The following is a 19,296-nucleotide window of genomic DNA, read 5'->3' on the forward strand; positions in this document are numbered from 1 at the left end:
CGCACCTGGCGTTTTGAGTTGCGTTCTATGTCGTTGCACGCCGTGCGCCCCAAGATCCTGGGTTTTATCAGCGAAGATGCGTCGGCCTGGTTGGTCGCGTTGCTGGTATTGCTGGTCGGCGGGGTGCTCACCGGGTTGCTGGCGTGGTCGACGCTGAATCTGTTTCACCATCAATTACGGCAACGTTTCCAACTGCTGGCCAGTGAACGTTACAGCCGTATCGAAGAGCGTTTCGAAGATCAGGAGCAGCGCCTCGACGGCCTGCGCCGCTTTTTCGCCAATTCCGATTCGGTGTCCCGAGCGGAGTTCGACGGCTACACCCAACCTTTATTGCTGCGAACCCAGGCGTATTCCTATGCCCAGCGGGTCACTCGTGACGAGCGGGCGGCGTTCGAGCGTCGGGTGCGTGACGAAGGCTTGAGCAGCTTCACCCTGAGAGAACTCAACGCCGACGGCCAATTGCAACTGGCCGGCGAACGAGATGAGTACGTGGCGGTTCTGTATAGCCAGACGCAAAGCAAACTCGGCGCTCCCCTCGGTTACGACTTGCTGGCCCAGCCACTGCGACGTGCCACGCTTGATCGGGCCGATCAGCATGGCGGCATGGCGGTGTCGCAACCGATGCATCTGGTGAGTATCGAGCCGGCTTATGCGCGCGGCGTGCTGCTGGTCGCACCGGTCACGCAGCGCAACGGTCAGGACCACAAAGCCGCGAAGCCCTACGGTTATGTCATGGCCGTGATCAGCATGCGCCAGTTGCTGGCGGACGGACTGCCGGACGCCGGCCATGACTATCTCTCGGTGCGCATCCTCGATTTGTCGATCGAAGACCAGCACGAGGTGCTGTTCGAGTCACCCAACCCACCGGCCATCAGCGAGCTGTCCGCCACGCGCCTGTTGCGCATGGCCGATCATGACTATCAAGTCGATATCCAGCCCAGCGACGCGTTCGTGAAGGCCAACCATTCCTCCGTGACCAGTGTGGTGGTGTTGGGTGGGTTGCTCAGCGTGATGCTCAGTGCCTTGCTGTATGTGTTGGTCAGTCAGCGGCAGCGGGCGTTGAAACTGGTGGAGCAACGCACCCAGGAGCTGCGCGATCGAGAGCAGGAACTGCGGGGTACCCATGGCCAGTTGCGTGGCGTGCTGAATGCCGCCACCCAGGTCGCGATCATCGCCACCGACCTGCGCGGCGTCATCAGCACCTTCAACGCCGGTGCCGAGCAGATGCTTGGCTATTCCAGCGCCGAGGTGGTGGGGCACATGACCCTGGAGAGCCTGCACCTGCCCCGGGAGCTGGTCGCTCGCTCGGCAGAGTTGAGCGCACGCTATGGCAAACCGGTGCCGACCTGCCAGGCGATGCTGGTCGAAGGCGACTCGGAGGGCGACCACGAGGCGCGGGAGTGGACGCTGGTGCGTGGCGATGGCAGCCATTTGATGGTCAACATGCTCGCCACGCCCGTGCTTGACGAGCAAGGCTTGTGGGTAGGGCACCTGGCGGTGTGCATCGACATCACCGAACGCAAACGGGTCCACGAGGCACTCGCGGCGCGGGACCTGTTGTTGAAGAAACTCAGCGCCCATGTGCCTGGTGGCATTTACCAGTTCAAGATGGAGTTCGACGGGCGTTTCAGCGTGATCTATGCCAGCGACGGCATTCGCGAGATCTACGAGCTGGAACCTGATGTGCTGCTGCACAATGCCGAAGCGATCTTCACCCGGATTCACCCCCAGGACACCACCCGTGTCCGTGCCTCGATCCGCGCCTCGGCCGACACCCTCAGCCCGTGGCGCGAGGAATACCGCGTGCAATTGCCGCAACGGGGTCTGCGTTGGGTACGTGGCGAGGCCACGCCGGAGGAACTGCCTGGTGGCGGTGTGCTCTGGCACGGCTACATCTCGGACATTTCTGATATGAAGCGGGTGGAGGAGGAATTGCGCGCGCTGTCTGTCACCGATTCCCTGACCGGTATCCACAACCGCCGTTATTTCCAGGAACGCCTGACCATCGAAATGGCCCGGGTGGAGCGCGGCGGTGGGGATCTGTCGGTGATCATGCTCGATATCGACCATTTCAAGCGCATCAATGACCTGCATGGCCATGCCATCGGTGATCGGGTGTTGCAGGCCGTCTGCCAGCGGATCGGCCACCGGCTGCGTCGCACCGATGTGTTCTGCCGCTTGGGCGGAGAGGAGTTCATGGTGCTGTGCCCGGATATCAGCGGCGAGCATGCCTATGTGTTGGCCCAGCAATTGTGGCAAGGCCTGCGCTGTTCACCCATTGAAGGCGTCGGTACGGTCACCGCCAGTTTCGGGATTGCCAGTTGGCGGGTCGGGGAGGGCGCCGATGCCTTGCTGTTGCGCGCGGATTCGGGGGTCTATGCGGCGAAGCAGGCGGGAAGGGATCGGGTTGAGGAGGAGATGAATTAACCCGGGTTGTACGCGATTAATGTGGGAGCGGGCTTGCTCGCGAAAGCGTCAGTACAGTCAACATTGATGTAACTGACATTCCGTTTTCGCGAGCAAGCTCGCTCCCACAGTTGATCTCTGTAGTTCTCAGGGTCCGGGTTACAACACCGAAGCCGTCTGCGGCAGTTTCGGTTGGCGGTACAGGTCCAGCAGCACCTGATCGAGCACCGACGAGGCGCCGAATGGGGCCTTGTCGTTGAGGATCGCCACCACCGCCCAGGTGTTGCCGTTGACGTCGCGACTGAAACCGGCAATCGCCCGCACGGTGTTCAGGGTGCCGGTCTTGACGTGGGCTTCACCGCGCATGGCAGTGGTCTTCAGGCGTTTGCGCATAGTGCCGTCGGTGCCGGCAATCGGCATCGAACTGATGTACTCGGCGGAATACGGGCTGTGCCACGCAGCTTCGAGCATCGAGGCCATTTCACGGGCGCTGACGCGCTCGGCACGGGACAGGCCAGAGCCGTTCTCCATCACCAGGTGCGGCGCGGTGATGCCCTTTTTCGCCAGCCACTGACGCACGACACGCTGGGCAGCCTTGGCGTCGTCACCATCGGCATCGGTACGGAAGCGTTGGCCGAGACTCAGGAACAACTGCTGGGCCATGGTGTTGTTACTGTACTTGTTGATGTCGCGGATGATTTCCGCCAGGTCCGGCGAGAACGCCCGGGCCAGGACCTTGGCGTCTTTCGGTGTTGGCGCCAGCACATCCTTGCCCTGAATGCTGCCACCCAGTTCCTTCCAGATCGCACGGACGGCGCCGGCGGTGTAGGTCGCGTGGTCGAGCAGCGACAGGTAAGTCTGCGAGCTGCAGCCTTCACCCAGCTGACCGCCGACCGTCACGGTCACGCTGCCGTCAGCCTGTGCAACCGGGTTGTAGCGCACGCCACCGGTGCATTGCTTGGAATTGAGGGCCTTGACCTGGTTGTCGATGCGGATGCTCGCAATCGGCGGCTCCACCGAGACCAGCACCTTGCCCGAGTCATTGCGCGCGACGAAGCGCAGCGCCTTGAGGTTGACCAGCAGCGAGTCGGGCTTGACCAGGAACGGCTTGTTCTCGTCGTTGCCGTCGTCATTGAACTCCGGCAGTTGCGGTTGCACGAAGAAGGTTTTATCCAGCACCAGGTCGCCGGTGACCTGGGTCACGCCATTGGCGCGCAGGTCGCGCATCAGCAGCCAGAGTTTTTCCATGTTCAGCTTCGGATCGCCGCCACCCTTGAGGTAGAGGTTGCCGTTGAGAATGCCGCCACTCAAGGTGCCGTCGGTGTAGAACTCGGTTTTCCACTGGTGGTTCGGGCCGAGCATTTCCAGCGCCGCGTAGGTGGTGACCAGTTTCATGGTCGACGCCGGGTTGACCGACACGTCGGCGTTGAACACCGTCGGGGTGCCGGGGCCGGTGAGCGGGATCATCACCAGCGACAGGGCGTCGTCCTGCAACTTGCTGGCTTTCAAGGCTTTTTCAACGTTGGGCGACAACGCGGTATTGACTGGAGCGGCGGAAACGGAGAAGGCCAGGGGAAGAAGAAAACTGGCCAGCAGCAATGGACGCAAAGATTTGATCATCTGAAATAAAACCCTACAGCCGAGGGAAAATATAAAGAGGGCATGGAGATAAATTCCCTCAATGGTCATGAAAGTGTCGGCATTATGCCCCAAGGTGTCACGGCTTGTGCCGTTCGAGGGCTGTCTGATCGGCTATTTTTTTACCGACGGTAGGCGTGGTGGCCCAGAGAGTCAGGCAATCGGCGGCTTAAACTGCTAAAGTGCCGCCCGTTATTACTTAAGAGGATTGTTCCAATGGCGACTAACCGTTCCCAGCGTCTGCGCAAAAAACTGTGCGTCGATGAATTTCAAGAGCTGGGTTTCGAGCTGAACCTGGATTTCAAAGAAGATTTGGCTGATGAAGCCATTGATGCTTTCCTCGACGCGTTCCTCAAAGAAGCCATGGAAGCCAACGGTCTGGGCTATGTTGGCGGCGACGACTACGGTCTGGTTTGCCTGCAGAAGCGTGGCTCGGTCAGCGCTGAACAGCGCGCTGCCGTTGAAGCCTGGCTCAAAGGCCGCACCGAGTTGACCAGCGTTGAAGTCAGCCCGCTGCTGGACGTCTGGTACCCGGAAAAGCCGATCAATCAGGCTTAAAGGCAGTTGTAAGCCTCAAGCTGCAAGCGGCAAGTTAAATGCGCTTGCAGCTTGCAGCTTGCAGCTTATGGCTGCTTTCTCCAATTCAGAATCACCAACGTCACCACCCCCGCGACAATCCCCCAGAACGCCGAACCGATGGAAAACAGCGTCAGCCCCGATGCCGTGACCATGAAGGTGATCAGCGCCGCTTCACGTTCCTTCACTTCGCTCATGGCGATGCTCAAACCGTTGATGATCGAGCCGAACAGCGCCAGCGCCGCAATCGACAGCACCAGTTCCTTGGGCAGCGCGGCAAACAATGCCGCGAGCGTCGCGCCGAACACACCAGCGATCCCGTAGAAAATCCCGCACCAGACCGCTGCGGTGTAGCGCTTGTTGCGATCCTCATGGGCGTGCGGCCCGGTGCAGATCGCTGCGCTGATCGCCGCCAGGTTGATCCCGTGGGAACCGAACGGTGCCAGCAGCAAACTGGCGATGCCGGTGGTGGTAATCAGCGGCGAGGCGGGCACCGTGTAACCATCGGCGCGCAATACGGCGATGCCGGGCATGTTTTGTGAGGTCATGGCGACGACAAACAGCGGGATGCCGATGCTGATGGTCGCGGCGAGGGAGAAGTGCGGCGTGGTCCAGACCGGCGTGGCCACTTCCAGGTGGAAACCGCTGAAGTCCAGCAGCCCCATGAAGCCTGATAATGCCGTGCCGATCAGCAATGCTGCCAACACCGCGTAGCGCGGCGACAGGCGCTTGACCACCAAATAGCTGACAAACATCCCCAGTACCAGGGCGGTGCGGTGTTGCGCCGCGACGAAAATCTCGCTGCCGATCTTGAACAGGATCCCCGCCAGCAGGGCGGCGGCCAGGGATGCCGGAATCTTTTTCATCAGTCGTTCGAAGCTGCCGGTCAGCCCGCAAATCGTCACCAGCACCGCGCAGGTGATGTAGGCACCAATGGCTTCGCCGTAGCTCACGCCACCCAGGCTGGTGATCAGCAGCGCGGCGCCGGGGGTCGACCAGGCGATGGTGATCGGCGTGCGATAGCGCAGGGACAGGCCAATGGAGCACACCGCCATGCCGATGGAAATCGCCCAGATCCACGAAGAAATCTGCCCGCTGCTCAGGCCGGCCGCTTGCCCGGCCTGGAACATCAGCACCAGGGAGCTGGTGTAGCCGGTCATCATGGCGATGAAGCCGGCGACGATGGCCGAGGGCGAGGTGTCGGCCAGCGGGCGGATTTGCGTGTGGGTGGCGTCGTTCATGACGGGTGTTGTTCCTTGTCTATAAAAGCAGTGAATCCAGCAGGTATTTGTGGCTGACCCAAATGTGTGGCGAGGGAGCTTGCTCCCGCTGGGCTGCGAAGCAGCCCCAATCAAGGCACTGCAGTGTGTCCAATGGAATGCGTCGGCTGATTTTACGACTGCTGCGCAGTCGAGCGGGAGCAAGCTCCCTCGCCACAAAAATGTCTCTCGACAAAAGTTTTGTGTTTTAAGCCTAAACTCAAAAGTAATCAGGCGTTGCGATACAGCCGAGGCAACATTCAGCCGTACAGTCGTGTTGCCACCTTCCATTGTGTACAATTGCAGTGTTTTTTACGCGATACTTGCCAGCGACCCACTGTGCCGTATTACAGTCGCGGTCAATTCGCCGCAGTTCTTCCGACTCGAGTGCCCATGAACGAACAGTTGCAACCCCTAAAGAAACAACCGCGAGCAGGCAAAGCCGGCCGCAGCGGTACCCAGGACGATATTGTCTACGCGCATATTTTCGAGGCCATCCTCGAGCAGCGTCTGGCGCCCGGCACCAAGTTGAGCGAAGAAGCGCTGGGGGAAATTTTTGGGGTCAGCCGCACCATCATTCGCCGCGCCTTGTCGCGCCTGGCCCATGAAGGCGTGGTGTTGCTGCGTCCGAATCGCGGCGCCGTGGTCGCCAGCCCTAGCGTCGAAGAAGCCCGCCAGGTGTTCATGGCCCGCCGTCTGGTGGAGCGAGCGATCACCGAGCTGGCGGTTCAGCACGCGACCGCCGAGCAGATTGCCGAATTGCGCCAGATGGTCAACGACGAACGCGACAGCTTCTCCCGTGGCGATCGTGGTGCCGGCATCCGCCTGTCGGGTGAGTTCCACCTGAAGCTGGCCGAAGCGGCGAAAAACGCGCCGCTGATCAGTTTCCAGCGCAGCCTGGTGTCCCAGACGTCGCTGATCATCGCCCAGTATGAAAGCGGCAACCGTTCCCACTGCTCCTACGACGAGCACACCCAGTTGATCGACGCCATCGAGAAGCGCGACGCTGAGCTGGCGGTGAACCTGATGATGCATCACATGGACCACATCGACAGCAAGCTCAACCTCGACGAGGAAAGTGCTTCGGATGATCTGCATGCGGTGTTCTCGCATTTGTTGCAGACCAAGAAGCCTGGGCGTTCGCCGGCGAAAATCTGATAGACCGAGTCGCTGCTTTCGCGAGCAGGCTCGCTCCTACAGGGGATCACATTTCAAATGTAGGAGTGAGCCTGCTCGCGATGACGATCTGACAGGCAACAAAAATCCCCCGGGCTGAAAAGCGCCGGGGGATTTTTTATGCCCGCAAAAGAACTTAGCGCTGATGCACCAGATTCCCCGCCGCATAAGTCTGCTGAACAGTCCGGTCATCTCCCAGGGTCATCAATACAAACAACGTCTCGGCGATGTTGTTGGCCTGCTTCAGGCGATAGCCCAGCAGCGGCGTGGCGTTGTAGTCCAGCACCAGGAAGTCGGCGTCGGTGCCCGGTTGCAGGGTGCCGATCTTGTCCTCCAGGCGCAGTGCGCGGGCGCCGCCGAGGGTGGCCAGGTACAGCGACTTGAACGGGCTCAGGCGCGCACCTTGCAGTTGCATGACCTTGTAAGCTTCGTTGAGGGTTTGCAGCAGCGAGAAACTGGTGCCGCCGCCCACATCGGTGCCGATGCCGACATTGAGCTTGTGCTTCTCGGCCATCGGCAGGTTGAACAGGCCGCTGCCGAGGAAGAAGTTCGAAGTCGGGCAGAAGGAGATGGCCGAACCGGTTTCTGCCAGACGCGCGCACTCGTCATCGCACAGGTGCACACCGTGGGCGAACACCGAGCGCTCGCCGAGCAACTGGTAGTGATCGTAGACGTCCAGGTAGCCCTTGCGCTCCGGGAACAGCTCCTTGACCCACTCGATTTCCTTGAGGTTTTCGCTGATGTGGGTCTGCATGTACAGATCCGGGTATTCGGTCAGCAACTGGCCAGCCAGGGTCAGCTGTTCCGGGGTGCTGGTCGGTGCGAAGCGTGGGGTGACCGCGTAGTGCAGGCGACCCTTGCCGTGCCAGCGCTCGATCAGCGCCTTGCTTTCGACGTAGCTGGATTCGGCGGTGTCGGTCAGGTAGTCCGGGGCGTTGCGGTCCATCATCACCTTGCCGGCGATCATCCGAAGGTCGAGCTGCTCGGCGGCTTCGAAGAACGAGTTCACCGATTGCGGGTGCACGCTGCCGAATACCAGCGCAGTGGTGGTGCCGTTGCGCAGCAGTTCCTTGATGAAAATATCCGCGACCTGGTCGGCGTGGGCCTTGTCGGCGAACTGGCTTTCGCACGGGAAGGTGTAGGTGTTGAGCCAGTCCAGCAACTGCTCGCCATAGGCGCCGACCATGCCGGTTTGCGGCAGGTGGATGTGGGTGTCGATGAAACCGGGGGTGATCAGCGCGTCCTGGTAGTGGGTGATTTCGACATCAGCCGGCAGGGTCGGCAGCAGTTCGCTGGCGTGGCCCAGGGCGCTGATCTGGCCGTTATCCACAACCAGCAAGCCGTCTTCGAAATACTCGTAGGAGGCTTCGATGCCCACGACGGCTGGGTCGGCGATGCTGTGCAGGATGGCGGCGCGGTAAGCTTTGCGAGTCAAAGGCATGTGAGTTCTCAATGTCAGGCTTGTCAGTTCGAGGCGGCTTGCTTCGAAGCGTGGCTGCGGCGTGAGGCGGGCAGCAGTTTGGCAATAGGCTCGGCGCTGGACGTCTGCTGGCCGAAGTTTGCGTTGTAGGTGGCGATGATTTCGCCGGCGATGGAGATGGCGATTTCCACAGGCAACTTGCCTTTGACTTCGCCGATGCCCATCGGGCAGCGCATGCGTTGCACGACGCTGTGGTCGAAACCGCGGTCGCGCAGGCGATGTTCGAACTTCACCCGTTTGGTCTTCGAACCGATCAGGCCGAAGTAGGCGAAGTCGTTGCGCTTGAGGATCGCTGCGGTCAGTTCGAGGTCGAGTTGATGGTTGTGGGTCATCACGATGCAATAGCTGCCGGCCGGCAGATCATCGATTTCATCCACCGGTTCTTCGCTGACGATCTTGCGCACGCCATGGGGGATCTGCTCGGGGAATTCATCTTCCCGCGAATCGATCCAGCGCACCCTGCAGGGCAGGCTGGCCAGCAGCGGCACCAAAGCGCGGCCGACGTGGCCGGCACCGAACACGGCGATCTGCGCTTGAACCTGGCCCATCGGTTCGAACAGCAAAACAGTTGCACCACCGCAGCACTGGCCGAGGCTGGCACCGAGGCTGAAGCGCTCCAGATGGGTGTCCTGCTTGCCGCTGGCGAGCATCTCGCGGGCGATCTTCATGGCCTTGTATTCCAGGTGCCCGCCACCGATGGTGTCGAAGCTCTGGTTCGCGCTGATGACCATCTTCGAGCCAGCGTTGCGCGGCGTCGAGCCGAGCTCTTCGATGATGGTGACCAGCACGCAGGGCTCACCCCGGTTTTGCAAGTCGGCGAGGGCGTCGATCCAGTTATACATAAACACCTCAACATCTCTGTTGTCTGTTCCGGCCTCATCGCGAGGAGGGCTCACTCCTACATTTGGAATGCATTCCTCTGTAGGAGTGAGCCTGCTCGCGATGGGCGCGCCTCGGACTTTAAAGCGAAGCCAACTCGGTCTCAGCCTCGACAGCCTTCGCCGCCTTCAGCTGGCGCATCTGCTCGCAGCCCCACAACACTCGCTCCGGGGTCGCCGGTGCGTCGATTTTCGGTTGATGTTTGTAGTCACCAAGGCTCGCCACGGCGTCCTTGATCGCACACCACGAGGCGATGCCGAGCATGAACGGCGGCTCGCCCACGGCCTTGGAGTGGAACACCGTGTCTTCCGGGTTCTTGCGGTTTTCCACCAGCTTCACCCGCAGGTCCAGCGGCATGTCCGCCACGGCCGGGATCTTGTAGCTGGCCGGGCCGTTGGTCATCAGCTTGCCCTTGTTGTTCCACACCAGCTCTTCCATGGTCAGCCAGCCCATGCCCTGGATGAAACCGCCCTCGACCTGACCGATGTCGATGGCCGGGTTCAGCGAGGCGCCGACGTCGTGGAGGATGTCGGTGCGCAGCATCTTGTATTCGCCGGTCAGGGTGTCAACCAGCACTTCGCAGCACGCCGCGCCAAAGGCGAAGTAGTAGAACGGACGGCCGCGCGCCTGGCTGCGGTCGTAGTAGATTTTCGGGGTCTTGTAGAAGCCGGTGCTCGATAGCGACACCTGGGCGAAGTACGCCTGCTGGATCAACGCTTCGAAGGTCAGGATGTGATCGCGGACCCGCACGTGGCCGTTGTGGAACTCCACGTCTTCTTCGCTGACCTTGTACTGACGAGCGGCGAATTCCACCAGACGTTGCTTGATGGTTTCGGCAGCGTTCTGCGCGGCCTTGCCGTTCAGGTCGGCACCGCTGGAAGCGGCGGTCGGCGAGGTGTTCGGTACTTTGTCGGTGTTGGTCGCGGTGATCTGCACACGGTCCATTTCCACCTGGAACACTTCAGCCACGACCTGCGCGACCTTGGTGTTCAGGCCCTGGCCCATTTCGGTGCCGCCGTGGTTGAGGTGGATGCTGCCGTCGGTGTAGACGTGTACCAGCGCGCCGGCCTGGTTGAGGAAGCTGGCGGTGAAGGAAATGCCGAATTTCACCGGGGTCAGCGCCAGGCCTTTTTTCAGGATCGGACTGTTGGCGTTGTAGCGACGGATCGCTTCGCGACGTTCGGCGTACTGGCTGCTTTCTTCCAGTTCCGCAGTCATCTCTTCGAGCATGTTGTGCTCGACGGTCTGGTAGTAGTGGGTGACGTTGCGCTCGGTCTTGCCGTAGTAGTTGGCCTTGCGCACGGCCAAAGGATCCAGGGCCAGATGGCGAGAGATGGCGTCCATCACTTCTTCGATGGCGACCATGCCTTGGGGGCCGCCGAAACCACGGTAGGCGGTGTTCGACGCAGTGTTGGTCTTGCAGCGGTGACCGTTGATGGTCGCATCGCCCAGGTAGTACGAGTTGTCCGAATGGAACATCGCGCGGTCGACGATCGACGCCGACAGGTCAGGGGAGCAACCGCAGTTGCCGGCCAGTTCCAGGTTGATGCCGTGCAGGCGGCCGGTGCTGTCGAAGCCGACGTCGTACTCGACATAGAACGGGTGACGCTTGCCGGTCATCAGCATGTCTTCGACCCGCGGCAGACGCATCTTGGTCGGCTGGCCGGTGAGGTGTGCGATCACCGCGCACAGGCATGCCGGGCTCGCCGCCTGGGTTTCCTTGCCGCCGAAACCGCCGCCCATGCGGCGCATGTCGACAACGATCTTGTTCATCGATACGTCCAGCACTTCGGCCACCAGTTTCTGCACTTCGGTGGGGTTTTGTGTGGAGCAGTAGACGATCATGCCGCCGTCTTCGGTCGGCATCACCGAAGAGATCTGGGTTTCCAGGTAGAAGTGTTCCTGGCCGCCGATGTGCAGCGTGCCCTGGATGCGATGTTCGGCAGTGGCCAGTGCCGTGGCCGAATCGCCGCGCTGATGGGTGTGGCTGTCGAGTACGAAGTGGCGCTTGCGCAGGGCTTCGACCACGTCCAGCACAGGTTCCAGGTCTTCGTATTCAATGATCGCGGCCATGGCCGCCTTGCGCGCGGTTTCCAGGTCTTTCGCCGCCACGGCGATCACCGGTTGACCGACGAACTGCACGGTGTCGATGGCCAGCAGCGGATCGCCCGGCAGCAATGGGCCGATGTCTTTCAGGCCCGGCACGTCTTCGTGGGTGATGGCGATGCGCACGCCTTCGAAGGCGTAGCAGGGCGAGGTGTCGATGCTGATGATCCGCGCGTGGGCACGGTCCGACATGCGCGCATAAACGTGCAACTGGTTCGGAAACTCCAGGCGATCGTCGATGTACTGCGCTTCACCGGCCACATGCTTGGCGGCGCTGTCGTGCTTGACGCTGCGGCCGACACCGGTGGTCAGGTCCTTGGCGAACAGTTCAGCCAATTCGGCTTGGGTCTTCTCTACGGCGTGATGATTAGACATAAGCGGTCACCCGAGTCTCGATGTGCGGTGTTTGCAGTTCGATGAAGTATTTGCGCAGCAGGTTCTGCGCGCTGAGCAGGCGATATTCCTTGCTGGCGCGGAAGTCCGAGAGCGGCGTGAAGTCTTCTGCCAGGGCAGCGCAGGCGCATTCAACGGTGGCGTTGTTGAATGGCGAGCCGAGCAATGCGGCCTCGCAGGCAGCAGCGCGTTTCGGGATGGCCGCCATGCCGCCGAAGGCGACGCGGGCTTCAGCGACTACGCCGTTTTCCAGGCGAATGTTGAAGGCGGCGCACACGGCGGAAATGTCATCGTCCAGGCGCTTGGAGATCTTGTAGGCGCGGAACAGTTTTTCGACGCTGGCGCGGGGCACGATGATTTTCTCGATGAACTCGCTTTCCTGGCGCGCAGTGACGCGGTAATCGATGAAGTAATCTTCCAGTGCCAGGGTGCGGCGGGTTTCGCCTTTGCACAGCACGATTTGCGCGCCGAGGGCGATCAGCAGGGGCGGCGAGTCACCAATCGGCGAGGCGTTGCCGATGTTGCCGCCCAGGGTGCCCTGGTTGCGGATCTGCAAGGAGGCGAAGCGGTGCAGCAATTCACCGAAGTCCGGGTACTCGGCATTCAAGGCCTCGTAGCAGTCGGAGAGGGAGGTGGCGGCGCCGATTTCCAGGCGATCGTCAAAACGTTCGATGCGCTTCATCTCGGCGACGTTGCCGACGTAGATCATCACCGGCAGGGTGCGGTGGAACTGCGTGACTTCCAGCGCCAGATCGGTACCGCCGGCCAGCAGGCGGGCCTGTGGATAAGCGTCGTAGAGGTCGGCCAGGTCGGCCACGGTCAGCGGCACCAGGCAGCGTTTGTCGCCGCTGTTGAGTTCGCCGATATCGGTCGGGGCAATGGCTTTCAGGCGCGCAATGGTGTCGGCCTCGCGGGCGTCGAACTGGTCCGGCTGCTTGCCACAGCAGGATTGCTCGGCGGCTTCCAGGATCGGCCGGTAGCCGGTACAACGGCAGAGATTGCCGGCCAGTGCTTCGTGGGCCTTGGCATGATCCGGTGCATCACTGTTCTTTTGCAGGGCAAACAGCGACATCACGAAACCGGGGGTGCAGAAGCCGCATTGCGAACCGTGGCACTCGACCATGGCTTTCTGCACGCTGTGCAGTTCACCCTTGTGCTTTAGGTCTTCGACGCTGATCAGCTGTTTGCCGTGCAGGGACGACACGAAGGTCAGGCACGAGTTGAGGCTGCGATAGCGAATGTGTTCGCGGCCGTCGTCATCCGTCTGCAATTCGCCGACCACCACGGTGCAGGCGCCGCAGTCACCGCTGGCGCAGCCTTCTTTGGTGCCGGGCTTGCCCACATGGTCGCGCAGATAATTGAGCACGGTCAGGTTCGGGTCCAGGGCGTGCTCGCTACGGAGTTCCTGGTTTAGTAAAAACTGGATCACGGAAGGCCTCGCAGACTCATTATTGTTGTTAACCGATAGGAACTGAATTTAGCAGGTCTGACTTTTCGGTCAATGATTTTCTGACTTAAAGGTCAGGAAATTGCAATTTGTCGATTAACCACCTGTTCCTTAATTATTGTCGCTGGTTCCATAGCCTGCCTTTTTGCTTGAATTTGCTTGAATCGTGCCAAAAAACCTCCGGGTGGGCACTCCGCCCTGATGCAGCAATTGCGCTACACTGCGCCGCTTGTACAGATCAAAGAGTTTGAAGGACAACCATGACGTTCAAGGCGCCGGACAGCCTCGCCGAGCAAATCGCTCACCACCTCGCCGAACGCATCATTCGCGGCGAAATGAAGCCCGGGGAGCGCATCCAGGAACAGAAGGTCACGCTGGCCCTCAATGTCAGTCGTGGTTCGGTCCGCGAGGCCTTGCTGATCCTCGAGCGTCGGCACCTGATCGCGATCCTGCCGCGACGTGGCGCCCACGTCACCGAGCTCACGCCGCACAAGGTGCAGAGCCTGTGCACGCTGATGAGCGAACTCTATATTCTGCTCGGTAACTCGGTGGCCAGTGGCTGGAAAACCCAAGCCGACATGGCGCCGTTCGTGCAGATCCAGCAACGCCTGACAGCCAGCTACGAGCGTCAGGACATCCGCACTTTCGTCGACGACAGCTTCAATGTGATGCGCGCCGCGTATCCGTTCGCCAACAACCCGTACTTGCAGGAAACCGTCGAGAATCTGCAGCCGGCCATGAGCCGTGCGTATTTCCTCGCGCTGGACCAGCGCAAAGCGTCGATGAGTGAATTCCTCGAACTGTTCGAGCGCTTGCTCGCAGCCGTGCTGGCCCGTGACTTTGCGCAGATTCGCGTGGTGCTGACGGCTTATGCCCAGCGCAGTTGCGATCTGGTGATCTCTGCCCTGACGGACGCCTGAGCGTGCGGCTCAAGTGCATCAAGCTGGCGGGGTTCAAGTCCTTCGTCGACCCGACCACGGTAAACTTCCCCAGTAACATGGCGGCGGTGGTCGGGCCCAATGGCTGCGGCAAATCGAACATCATCGACGCCGTGCGCTGGGTGATGGGCGAGAGTTCGGCGAAGAACCTGCGCGGCGAATCGATGACCGACGTCATCTTCAACGGCTCCACCAGCCGAAAGCCAGTGAGCCAGGCGAGCATCGAACTGGTGTTCGACAACTCCGACGGCACCTTGCTCGGGGAATACGCCGCCTACGCGGAAATTTCCATTCGCCGCAAAGTGACCCGCGACAGCCAGACCACCTATTACCTCAACGGCACCAAATGCCGGCGCCGCGACATCACCGATATCTTCCTCGGCACCGGCCTTGGCCCGCGCAGCTACTCGATCATCGAGCAGGGGATGATCTCCAAGCTGATCGAGTCCAAGCCCGAAGACCTGCGTAATTTCATCGAAGAAGCCGCAGGCATCTCCAAGTACAAGGAGCGCCGGCGCGAGACGGAAAACCGCATCCGCCGCACCCACGAAAACCTTGAGCGCCTGACCGACCTTCGCGAAGAGCTTGAGCGTCAGCTCGAACGCTTGCACCGCCAGGCCGAGGCCGCCAAGAAGTATCAGGAATACAAGGGCGAGGAGCGTCAGCTCAAGGCCCAGCTGTCGGCCCTGCGCTGGCAGGCGCTGAACGATCAGGTCGGCCAGCGTGAAGCGATCATCGGTAACCAGGAAGTTTCTTTCGAAGCCCTGGTGGCCGAACAGCGTAATGCCGACGCAAGCATCGAGCGCCTGCGTGACGGGCACCACGATCTCTCGGAACGCTTCAACCTGGTGCAGGGGCGCTTTTACTCGGTCGGTGGCGACATTGCCCGGGTCGAGCAGAGCATCCAGCACGGTCAGCAGCGTTTGCGCCAGTTGCAGGAAGACCTGAAAGAGGCCGAGCGCGCACGCCTGGAAACCGAATCGCACCTGGGCCACGACCGCACGCTGCTGCTGACCCTCGGCGAAGAGCTGGACATGCTCACTCCGGAGCAGGAAGTCACCAGCGCCGCCGCCGAAGAGGCTGCTGCCGCGCTGGAAGAGTCCGAAACCACCATGCACGGCTGGCAAGAGCAGTGGGATACGTTCAACCTCACCGCCGCCGAGCCGCGCCGTCAGGCCGAAGTGCAGCAGTCGCGGATCCAGCAGCTGGAAACCAGCCTCGAGCGCCTGGCCGATCGCCAGAAGCGTCTAGGCGAAGAACGCGCCTTGCTCTCGGCGGACCCGGAAGACGCGGCGATCATGGCGCTCAGCGAGCAGCTCGCCGAATCCGAAGCGACCCTTGAGGATTTGCAGACCAGCGAAGAAGCCCAGGTCGAAAAGCTTGAGCAGTTGCGTCAGGAATTGCAGCAAGCGCTGACCGCGCAGCAGCAGGCGCAAGGCGATTTGCAGCGCCTCAACGGTCGGCTGGCTTCGCTCGAAGCTTTGCAGCAAGCCGCGCTCGATCCGGGTACCGGCACCGCCGAATGGCTGCGCGAACAGAATCTTGCGAATCGCCCGCGCCTGGCCGAAGGCCTGAAGGTTGAGGCCGGTTGGGAGCTGGCGGTGGAAACCGTGCTCGGCGCCGATCTGCAAGCGGTGCTGGTGGACGACTTCAACGATTTCGATCTGTCGGGCTTTGCCCAGGGCGACTTGCGCTTGCTCAGCCCGTCCAGCGATGGCGTACGGGTGCCGGGCAGTTTGCTGGACAAGGTCGAGGCGCAGCTCGATCTGTCGCCATGGCTGGGGCAGGTCAGTCCGGTGGACAGTCTCGAACAGGCCTTGGCCTTGCGGAGCCAATTGGCTGCCGGGCAGAGCCTGATCAGCCGTGACGGTTACTGGGTCGGTCGGCATTTCCTGCGGGTGCGTCGGGCCAGTGAAGCGGAAAGCGGCGTGCTCGCCCGTGGTCAGGAAATCCAGCAACTGGGCCTTGAGCGTGAAGAGCGCGAAGCCGCCGTCGAAACCCTGGAAACCCGTCTGCAGAATCTCAGGGCGCAGCAGCGTCAGCAGGAAAACGGTCGCGAGCATTTGCGCCGTTTGCTCCAGGACGAAGCGCGTCAGCAAGGTGAATTGAAGGCTCAATTGTCCGCCGGCAAAGCTAAGGCCGAACAATTGACCCTGCGTCGTACCCGCCTCGACGAAGAGCTTGTCGAACTCGATGAGCAGCGAGCGCTGGAACACGAAAATATCGGTGAGGCGCGCCTGCAATTGCAGGAAGCCCTCGACAGCATGGCGCTGGACACCGAGCAGCGTGAGTTGCTGCTGGCCCAGCGCGACAGCCTGCGCGAACGCCTGGACCGGGTGCGCCAGGAAGCGCGGCAGCACAAGGATCACGCCCATCAGCTGGCGGTGCGTCTGGGTTCGCTCAAGGCCCAGCACGATTCAACGCGTCAGGCGCTGGAGCGTCTGGAGATGCAATCCGAGCGGCTGACTGAAAAACGCGAGCAACTGAGCCTCAATCTGGAGGAGGGCGAAGCTCCGTTGGAAGAGCTGCGTTTGAAGCTCGAGGAATTGCTCGACAAGCGCATGACCGTCGACGAAGAACTCAAGACCGCGCAGATCGCCCTCGAAGACGCCGACCGCGAACTGCGCGACGCCGAGAAGCGCCGCAGCCAGGCCGAACAACAATCCCAGTTGATTCGCAGTCAGCTCGAAACCCAGCGCATGGAATGGCAAGCCCTGACCGTGCGCCGCAAGACCTTGCAGGACCAATTGCTGGAAGACGGCTACGATCTCCACGGCGTACTCGCGACGTTGACCGCCGAGGCCAGCGAGAAGGACGCCGAGGAAGAACTCGAGCGCATCGCCGCGAGGATTCAGCGTCTGGGCGCGATCAACCTGGCGGCCATCGATGAGTACCAGCAACAATCGGAACGTAAACGTTATCTGGATGCGCAGAACGACGATCTGGTGGAAGCGCTCGATACTCTTGAGAACGTGATTCGCAAGATCGACAAGGAAACCCGTAACCGTTTCAAGGATACCTTTGATCAGATCAATGGCGGTTTACAGGCGCTTTTCCCAAAAGTTTTCGGTGGAGGTCGCGCGTATTTGGAACTGACGGGCGAAGATTTACTCGATACAGGGGTAACAATCATGGCGCAGCCGCCCGGAAAGAAGAACAGCACCATCCATTTGCTCTCCGGCGGCGAAAAAGCCCTGACCGCATTGGCCCTGGTTTTTGCGATCTTCAAATTGAACCCGGCGCCGTTCTGCATGCTCGATGAGGTTGACGCGCCACTGGATGACGCTAACGTTGGACGCTACGCGCGATTGGTAAAAGAGATGTCACAGACAGTGCAGTTCATCTATATCACCCACAACAAGATCGCCATGGAAATGGCCGAACAACTGATGGGTGTGACGATGCACGAACCCGGTTGTTCACGTCTGGTGGCGGTGGATGTCGAGGAGGCGATGGCGATGGTGGATGCCTGAGTCGTGGTTGTAGGAAAGAGGGTTTACGGTATGTAGGACTCTTTTCCTGGCTTCGACTTGCTGGCCAATCGACATATTCGCGTCAGCCAACGTGGTAGACGGTGTAAAGTTGCCTTTGGTCGTGCTAGTTTAATGTCAATTTTTCGTATACGTGGGCAAAACGCCTGTCAGAACATAGAGTTGGCGCCACGTTTTAAAGCGGTTTGCAGGTTGTAAACCCCTTATTTTTCAGCATTTTTTATAGAGGCACGGGATTACATGGAAATCGGTCTGCGCGAGTGGCTGATCGTCATCGGCATTATTGTCATTGCCGGTATTCTTTTCGATGGCTGGCGCCGTATGCGCGGCGGCAAGGGAAAACTGAAGTTCCGTCTTGATCGAAGTCTGTCCAATCTGCCGGACGAGGACAGCGGCTCCAGCGCCGAGCTGCTGGGCCCGCCGCGCGTGCTGGACACGCATAAAGAGCCGCAACTGGACGAGCACGATCTGCCGTCGGTGAGCATGCCGGCCCGCGAGCCTCGCGAGTCGGGCTCCAAGCGCGGCAAGCGTGGCCACAGCGAGCCTTCCCAGGGAGACATGAACCTCAGCCTGGATCTGGACGGCGGCCCGAGCTTCAGCAGCCGCGACGGCGATTTCCCGGATGACACCAAGTCCGCGCCAGCGGTCAACGACAAAGATCAGCCACAAGCGGAAGAAGTGCTTGTGATCAGCGTGATCTGCCGCGACGCTGCCGGCTTCAAGGGCCCGGCGCTGTTGCAGAACATTCTGGAGAGCGGTTTGCGTTTCGGCGAGATGGATATTTTCCACCGTCACGAAAGCATGGCCGGCAACGGTGAAGTGCTGTTCTCCATGGCCAACGCCGTCAAGCCTGGCGTATTCGATCTGGACGACATCGACCACTTCAGCACCCCGGCAGTGAGCTTCTTCCTCGGTCTGCCAGGCCCTCGCCATCCGAAGCAAGCCTTCGACGTGATGGTGGCAGCGGCGCGTAAATTGTCCCAGGAGCTCAACGGTGAGCTGAAAGACGACCAGCGCAGCGTACTGACCGCCCAGACGATCGAGCACTACCGTCAGCGAATCGTCGAGTTCGAACGCCGCGCCCTGACCCAGAAACGCTGATTTAATGGCTGGGCAGGCTTCTGTGGCACAGGGGCTTGTTGTGGCGAGGGAGCTTGCTCCCGCTGGGCGGCGAAGCAGCCCCAAAACCAGCCGCCCCGGTGTGCCAGTTCATGCACGGATGCAGGATTTACGGCGGCTTCGCCACCGAGCGGGAGCAAGCTCCCTCGCCACAGTGTCCATAGCTTTAAGCTAATGTATTTTAAAAATTGAGCAGCCTCGGCTGCTCTTTTGCTTGTGCGCCAGGCATGGCGCGTTGCGCGTAAGCGCAACCAGCTTGGCTGTGGTGGCCTCGCTGGTGACTTGGAGGTGAAAGTCCTCTACACACCCGGCAAGGGGAAGTGTTAGCCAGAGGCAAGGGTGTCGCGGGTGACTGCGAATCTGAAGGAAGCCCGAGGCAAACTGCTGG

General features: G+C 60.8%; 12 protein-coding genes. 6 read left to right on the forward strand and 6 right to left on the reverse strand.

Features of this window, described 5'->3' with window-relative positions:
• The first annotated feature begins 27 nt into the window (after positions 1-27).
• On the forward strand, positions 28-2,427 hold the full coding sequence (locus tag KGB07_RS17545) for a GGDEF domain-containing protein (RefSeq protein WP_046042879.1): 2,400 nt from the start codon (positions 28-30) through the stop codon (positions 2,425-2,427).
• A 138-nt stretch (positions 2,428-2,565) separates the two neighbouring features.
• Here the strand turns inward: KGB07_RS17545 and dacB are convergent, their stop codons facing one another.
• Positions 2,566-4,026, reverse strand: coding sequence for a D-alanyl-D-alanine carboxypeptidase/D-alanyl-D-alanine-endopeptidase (gene dacB / locus KGB07_RS17550; protein WP_046042878.1), 1,461 nt, complete (start codon positions 4,024-4,026; stop codon positions 2,566-2,568).
• A gap of 234 nt (positions 4,027-4,260) precedes the next feature.
• On the opposite strand from dacB, the gene KGB07_RS17555 reads away from it, so the two are divergent.
• Entirely contained in the window at positions 4,261-4,602 is a 342-nt protein-coding gene (locus KGB07_RS17555; protein ID WP_046042876.1) for a YggL family protein, read from the forward strand.
• A 65-nt stretch (positions 4,603-4,667) separates the two neighbouring features.
• On the opposite strand, the gene KGB07_RS17560 is transcribed toward KGB07_RS17555, so the two are convergent.
• The gene (locus KGB07_RS17560) at positions 4,668-5,861 is read right to left on the reverse strand and encodes a benzoate/H(+) symporter BenE family transporter (RefSeq protein WP_046042874.1); all 1,194 of its coding nucleotides are present in this window, start codon (positions 5,859-5,861) and stop codon (positions 4,668-4,670) included.
• Positions 5,862-6,272: 411 nt separating this feature from the next.
• Here KGB07_RS17560 and KGB07_RS17565 point away from each other — a divergent pair, with 411 nt between their 5' ends.
• The gene (locus tag KGB07_RS17565) at positions 6,273-7,037 is read left to right on the forward strand and encodes a GntR family transcriptional regulator (protein ID WP_007971481.1); all 765 of its coding nucleotides are present in this window, start codon (positions 6,273-6,275) and stop codon (positions 7,035-7,037) included.
• 154 nt (positions 7,038-7,191) lie between these two features.
• Here KGB07_RS17565 and guaD read toward each other — a convergent pair whose 3' ends face one another.
• The 4 genes from guaD to xdhA all read right to left on the reverse strand — a co-directional run bounded on the left by guaD (position 7,192) and on the right by xdhA (position 13,342).
• Positions 7,192-8,496 (reverse strand): guanine deaminase, encoded by a 1,305-nt coding sequence (gene guaD / locus KGB07_RS17570; RefSeq protein ID WP_046042873.1) that lies wholly within the window; start codon positions 8,494-8,496, stop codon positions 7,192-7,194.
• 23 nt (positions 8,497-8,519) lie between these two features.
• Positions 8,520-9,377: a xanthine dehydrogenase accessory protein XdhC gene (xdhC, locus tag KGB07_RS17575; protein WP_046042872.1), complete on the reverse strand. Its 858-nt coding sequence runs from the start codon at positions 9,375-9,377 to the stop codon at positions 8,520-8,522.
• A gap of 118 nt (positions 9,378-9,495) precedes the next feature.
• Positions 9,496-11,895: a xanthine dehydrogenase molybdopterin binding subunit gene (gene xdhB, locus KGB07_RS17580; RefSeq protein WP_046042871.1), complete on the reverse strand. Its 2,400-nt coding sequence runs from the start codon at positions 11,893-11,895 to the stop codon at positions 9,496-9,498.
• Positions 11,888-13,342, reverse strand: coding sequence for a xanthine dehydrogenase small subunit (xdhA, locus tag KGB07_RS17585; protein ID WP_223466087.1), 1,455 nt, complete (start codon positions 13,340-13,342; stop codon positions 11,888-11,890). Before xdhA ends, xdhB begins: the two co-directional genes overlap by 8 nt.
• Before the next feature lie 278 nt (positions 13,343-13,620).
• Between xdhA and KGB07_RS17590 the strand changes: the two genes are divergently transcribed.
• The 3 genes from KGB07_RS17590 to zipA all read left to right on the forward strand — a co-directional run bounded on the left by KGB07_RS17590 (position 13,621) and on the right by zipA (position 18,890).
• A complete protein-coding gene (locus KGB07_RS17590; protein ID WP_046042869.1) occupies positions 13,621-14,280 on the forward strand; it encodes a GntR family transcriptional regulator in 660 nt (219 codons plus the stop codon).
• A gap of 2 nt (positions 14,281-14,282) precedes the next feature.
• A complete protein-coding gene (gene smc, locus KGB07_RS17595; RefSeq protein ID WP_223466088.1) occupies positions 14,283-17,771 on the forward strand; it encodes a chromosome segregation protein SMC in 3,489 nt (1,162 codons plus the stop codon).
• 258 nt (positions 17,772-18,029) lie between these two features.
• A complete protein-coding gene (gene zipA, locus KGB07_RS17600; RefSeq protein ID WP_046042866.1) occupies positions 18,030-18,890 on the forward strand; it encodes a cell division protein ZipA in 861 nt (286 codons plus the stop codon).
• Positions 18,891-19,296: the final 406 nt, after the last annotated feature.

The organism is Pseudomonas sp. GL-RE-26 (assembly GCF_019956275.1).
Lineage (GTDB): Bacteria > Pseudomonadota > Gammaproteobacteria > Pseudomonadales > Pseudomonadaceae > Aquipseudomonas > Aquipseudomonas grandcourensis.

Excerpts from the sequence above, each read along its gene's own strand:
- KGB07_RS17545 (WP_046042879.1), top strand. The coding sequence starts at position 28 with ATGTCGTTGCACGCCGTGCGCCCCAAGATCCTGGGTTTTATCAGCGAA.
- dacB (WP_046042878.1), bottom strand. The coding sequence starts at position 4,026 with ATGATCAAATCTTTGCGTCCATTGCTGCTGGCCAGTTTTCTTCTTCCC.
- KGB07_RS17555 (WP_046042876.1), top strand. The coding sequence starts at position 4,261 with ATGGCGACTAACCGTTCCCAGCGTCTGCGCAAAAAACTGTGCGTCGAT.
- KGB07_RS17560 (WP_046042874.1), bottom strand. The coding sequence starts at position 5,861 with ATGAACGACGCCACCCACACGCAAATCCGCCCGCTGGCCGACACCTCG.
- KGB07_RS17565 (WP_007971481.1), top strand. The coding sequence starts at position 6,273 with ATGAACGAACAGTTGCAACCCCTAAAGAAACAACCGCGAGCAGGCAAA.
- guaD (WP_046042873.1), bottom strand. The coding sequence starts at position 8,496 with ATGCCTTTGACTCGCAAAGCTTACCGCGCCGCCATCCTGCACAGCATC.
- xdhC (WP_046042872.1), bottom strand. The coding sequence starts at position 9,377 with ATGTATAACTGGATCGACGCCCTCGCCGACTTGCAAAACCGGGGTGAG.
- xdhB (WP_046042871.1), bottom strand. The coding sequence starts at position 11,895 with ATGTCTAATCATCACGCCGTAGAGAAGACCCAAGCCGAATTGGCTGAA.
- KGB07_RS17590 (WP_046042869.1), top strand. The coding sequence starts at position 13,621 with ATGACGTTCAAGGCGCCGGACAGCCTCGCCGAGCAAATCGCTCACCAC.
- zipA (WP_046042866.1), top strand. The coding sequence starts at position 18,030 with ATGGAAATCGGTCTGCGCGAGTGGCTGATCGTCATCGGCATTATTGTC.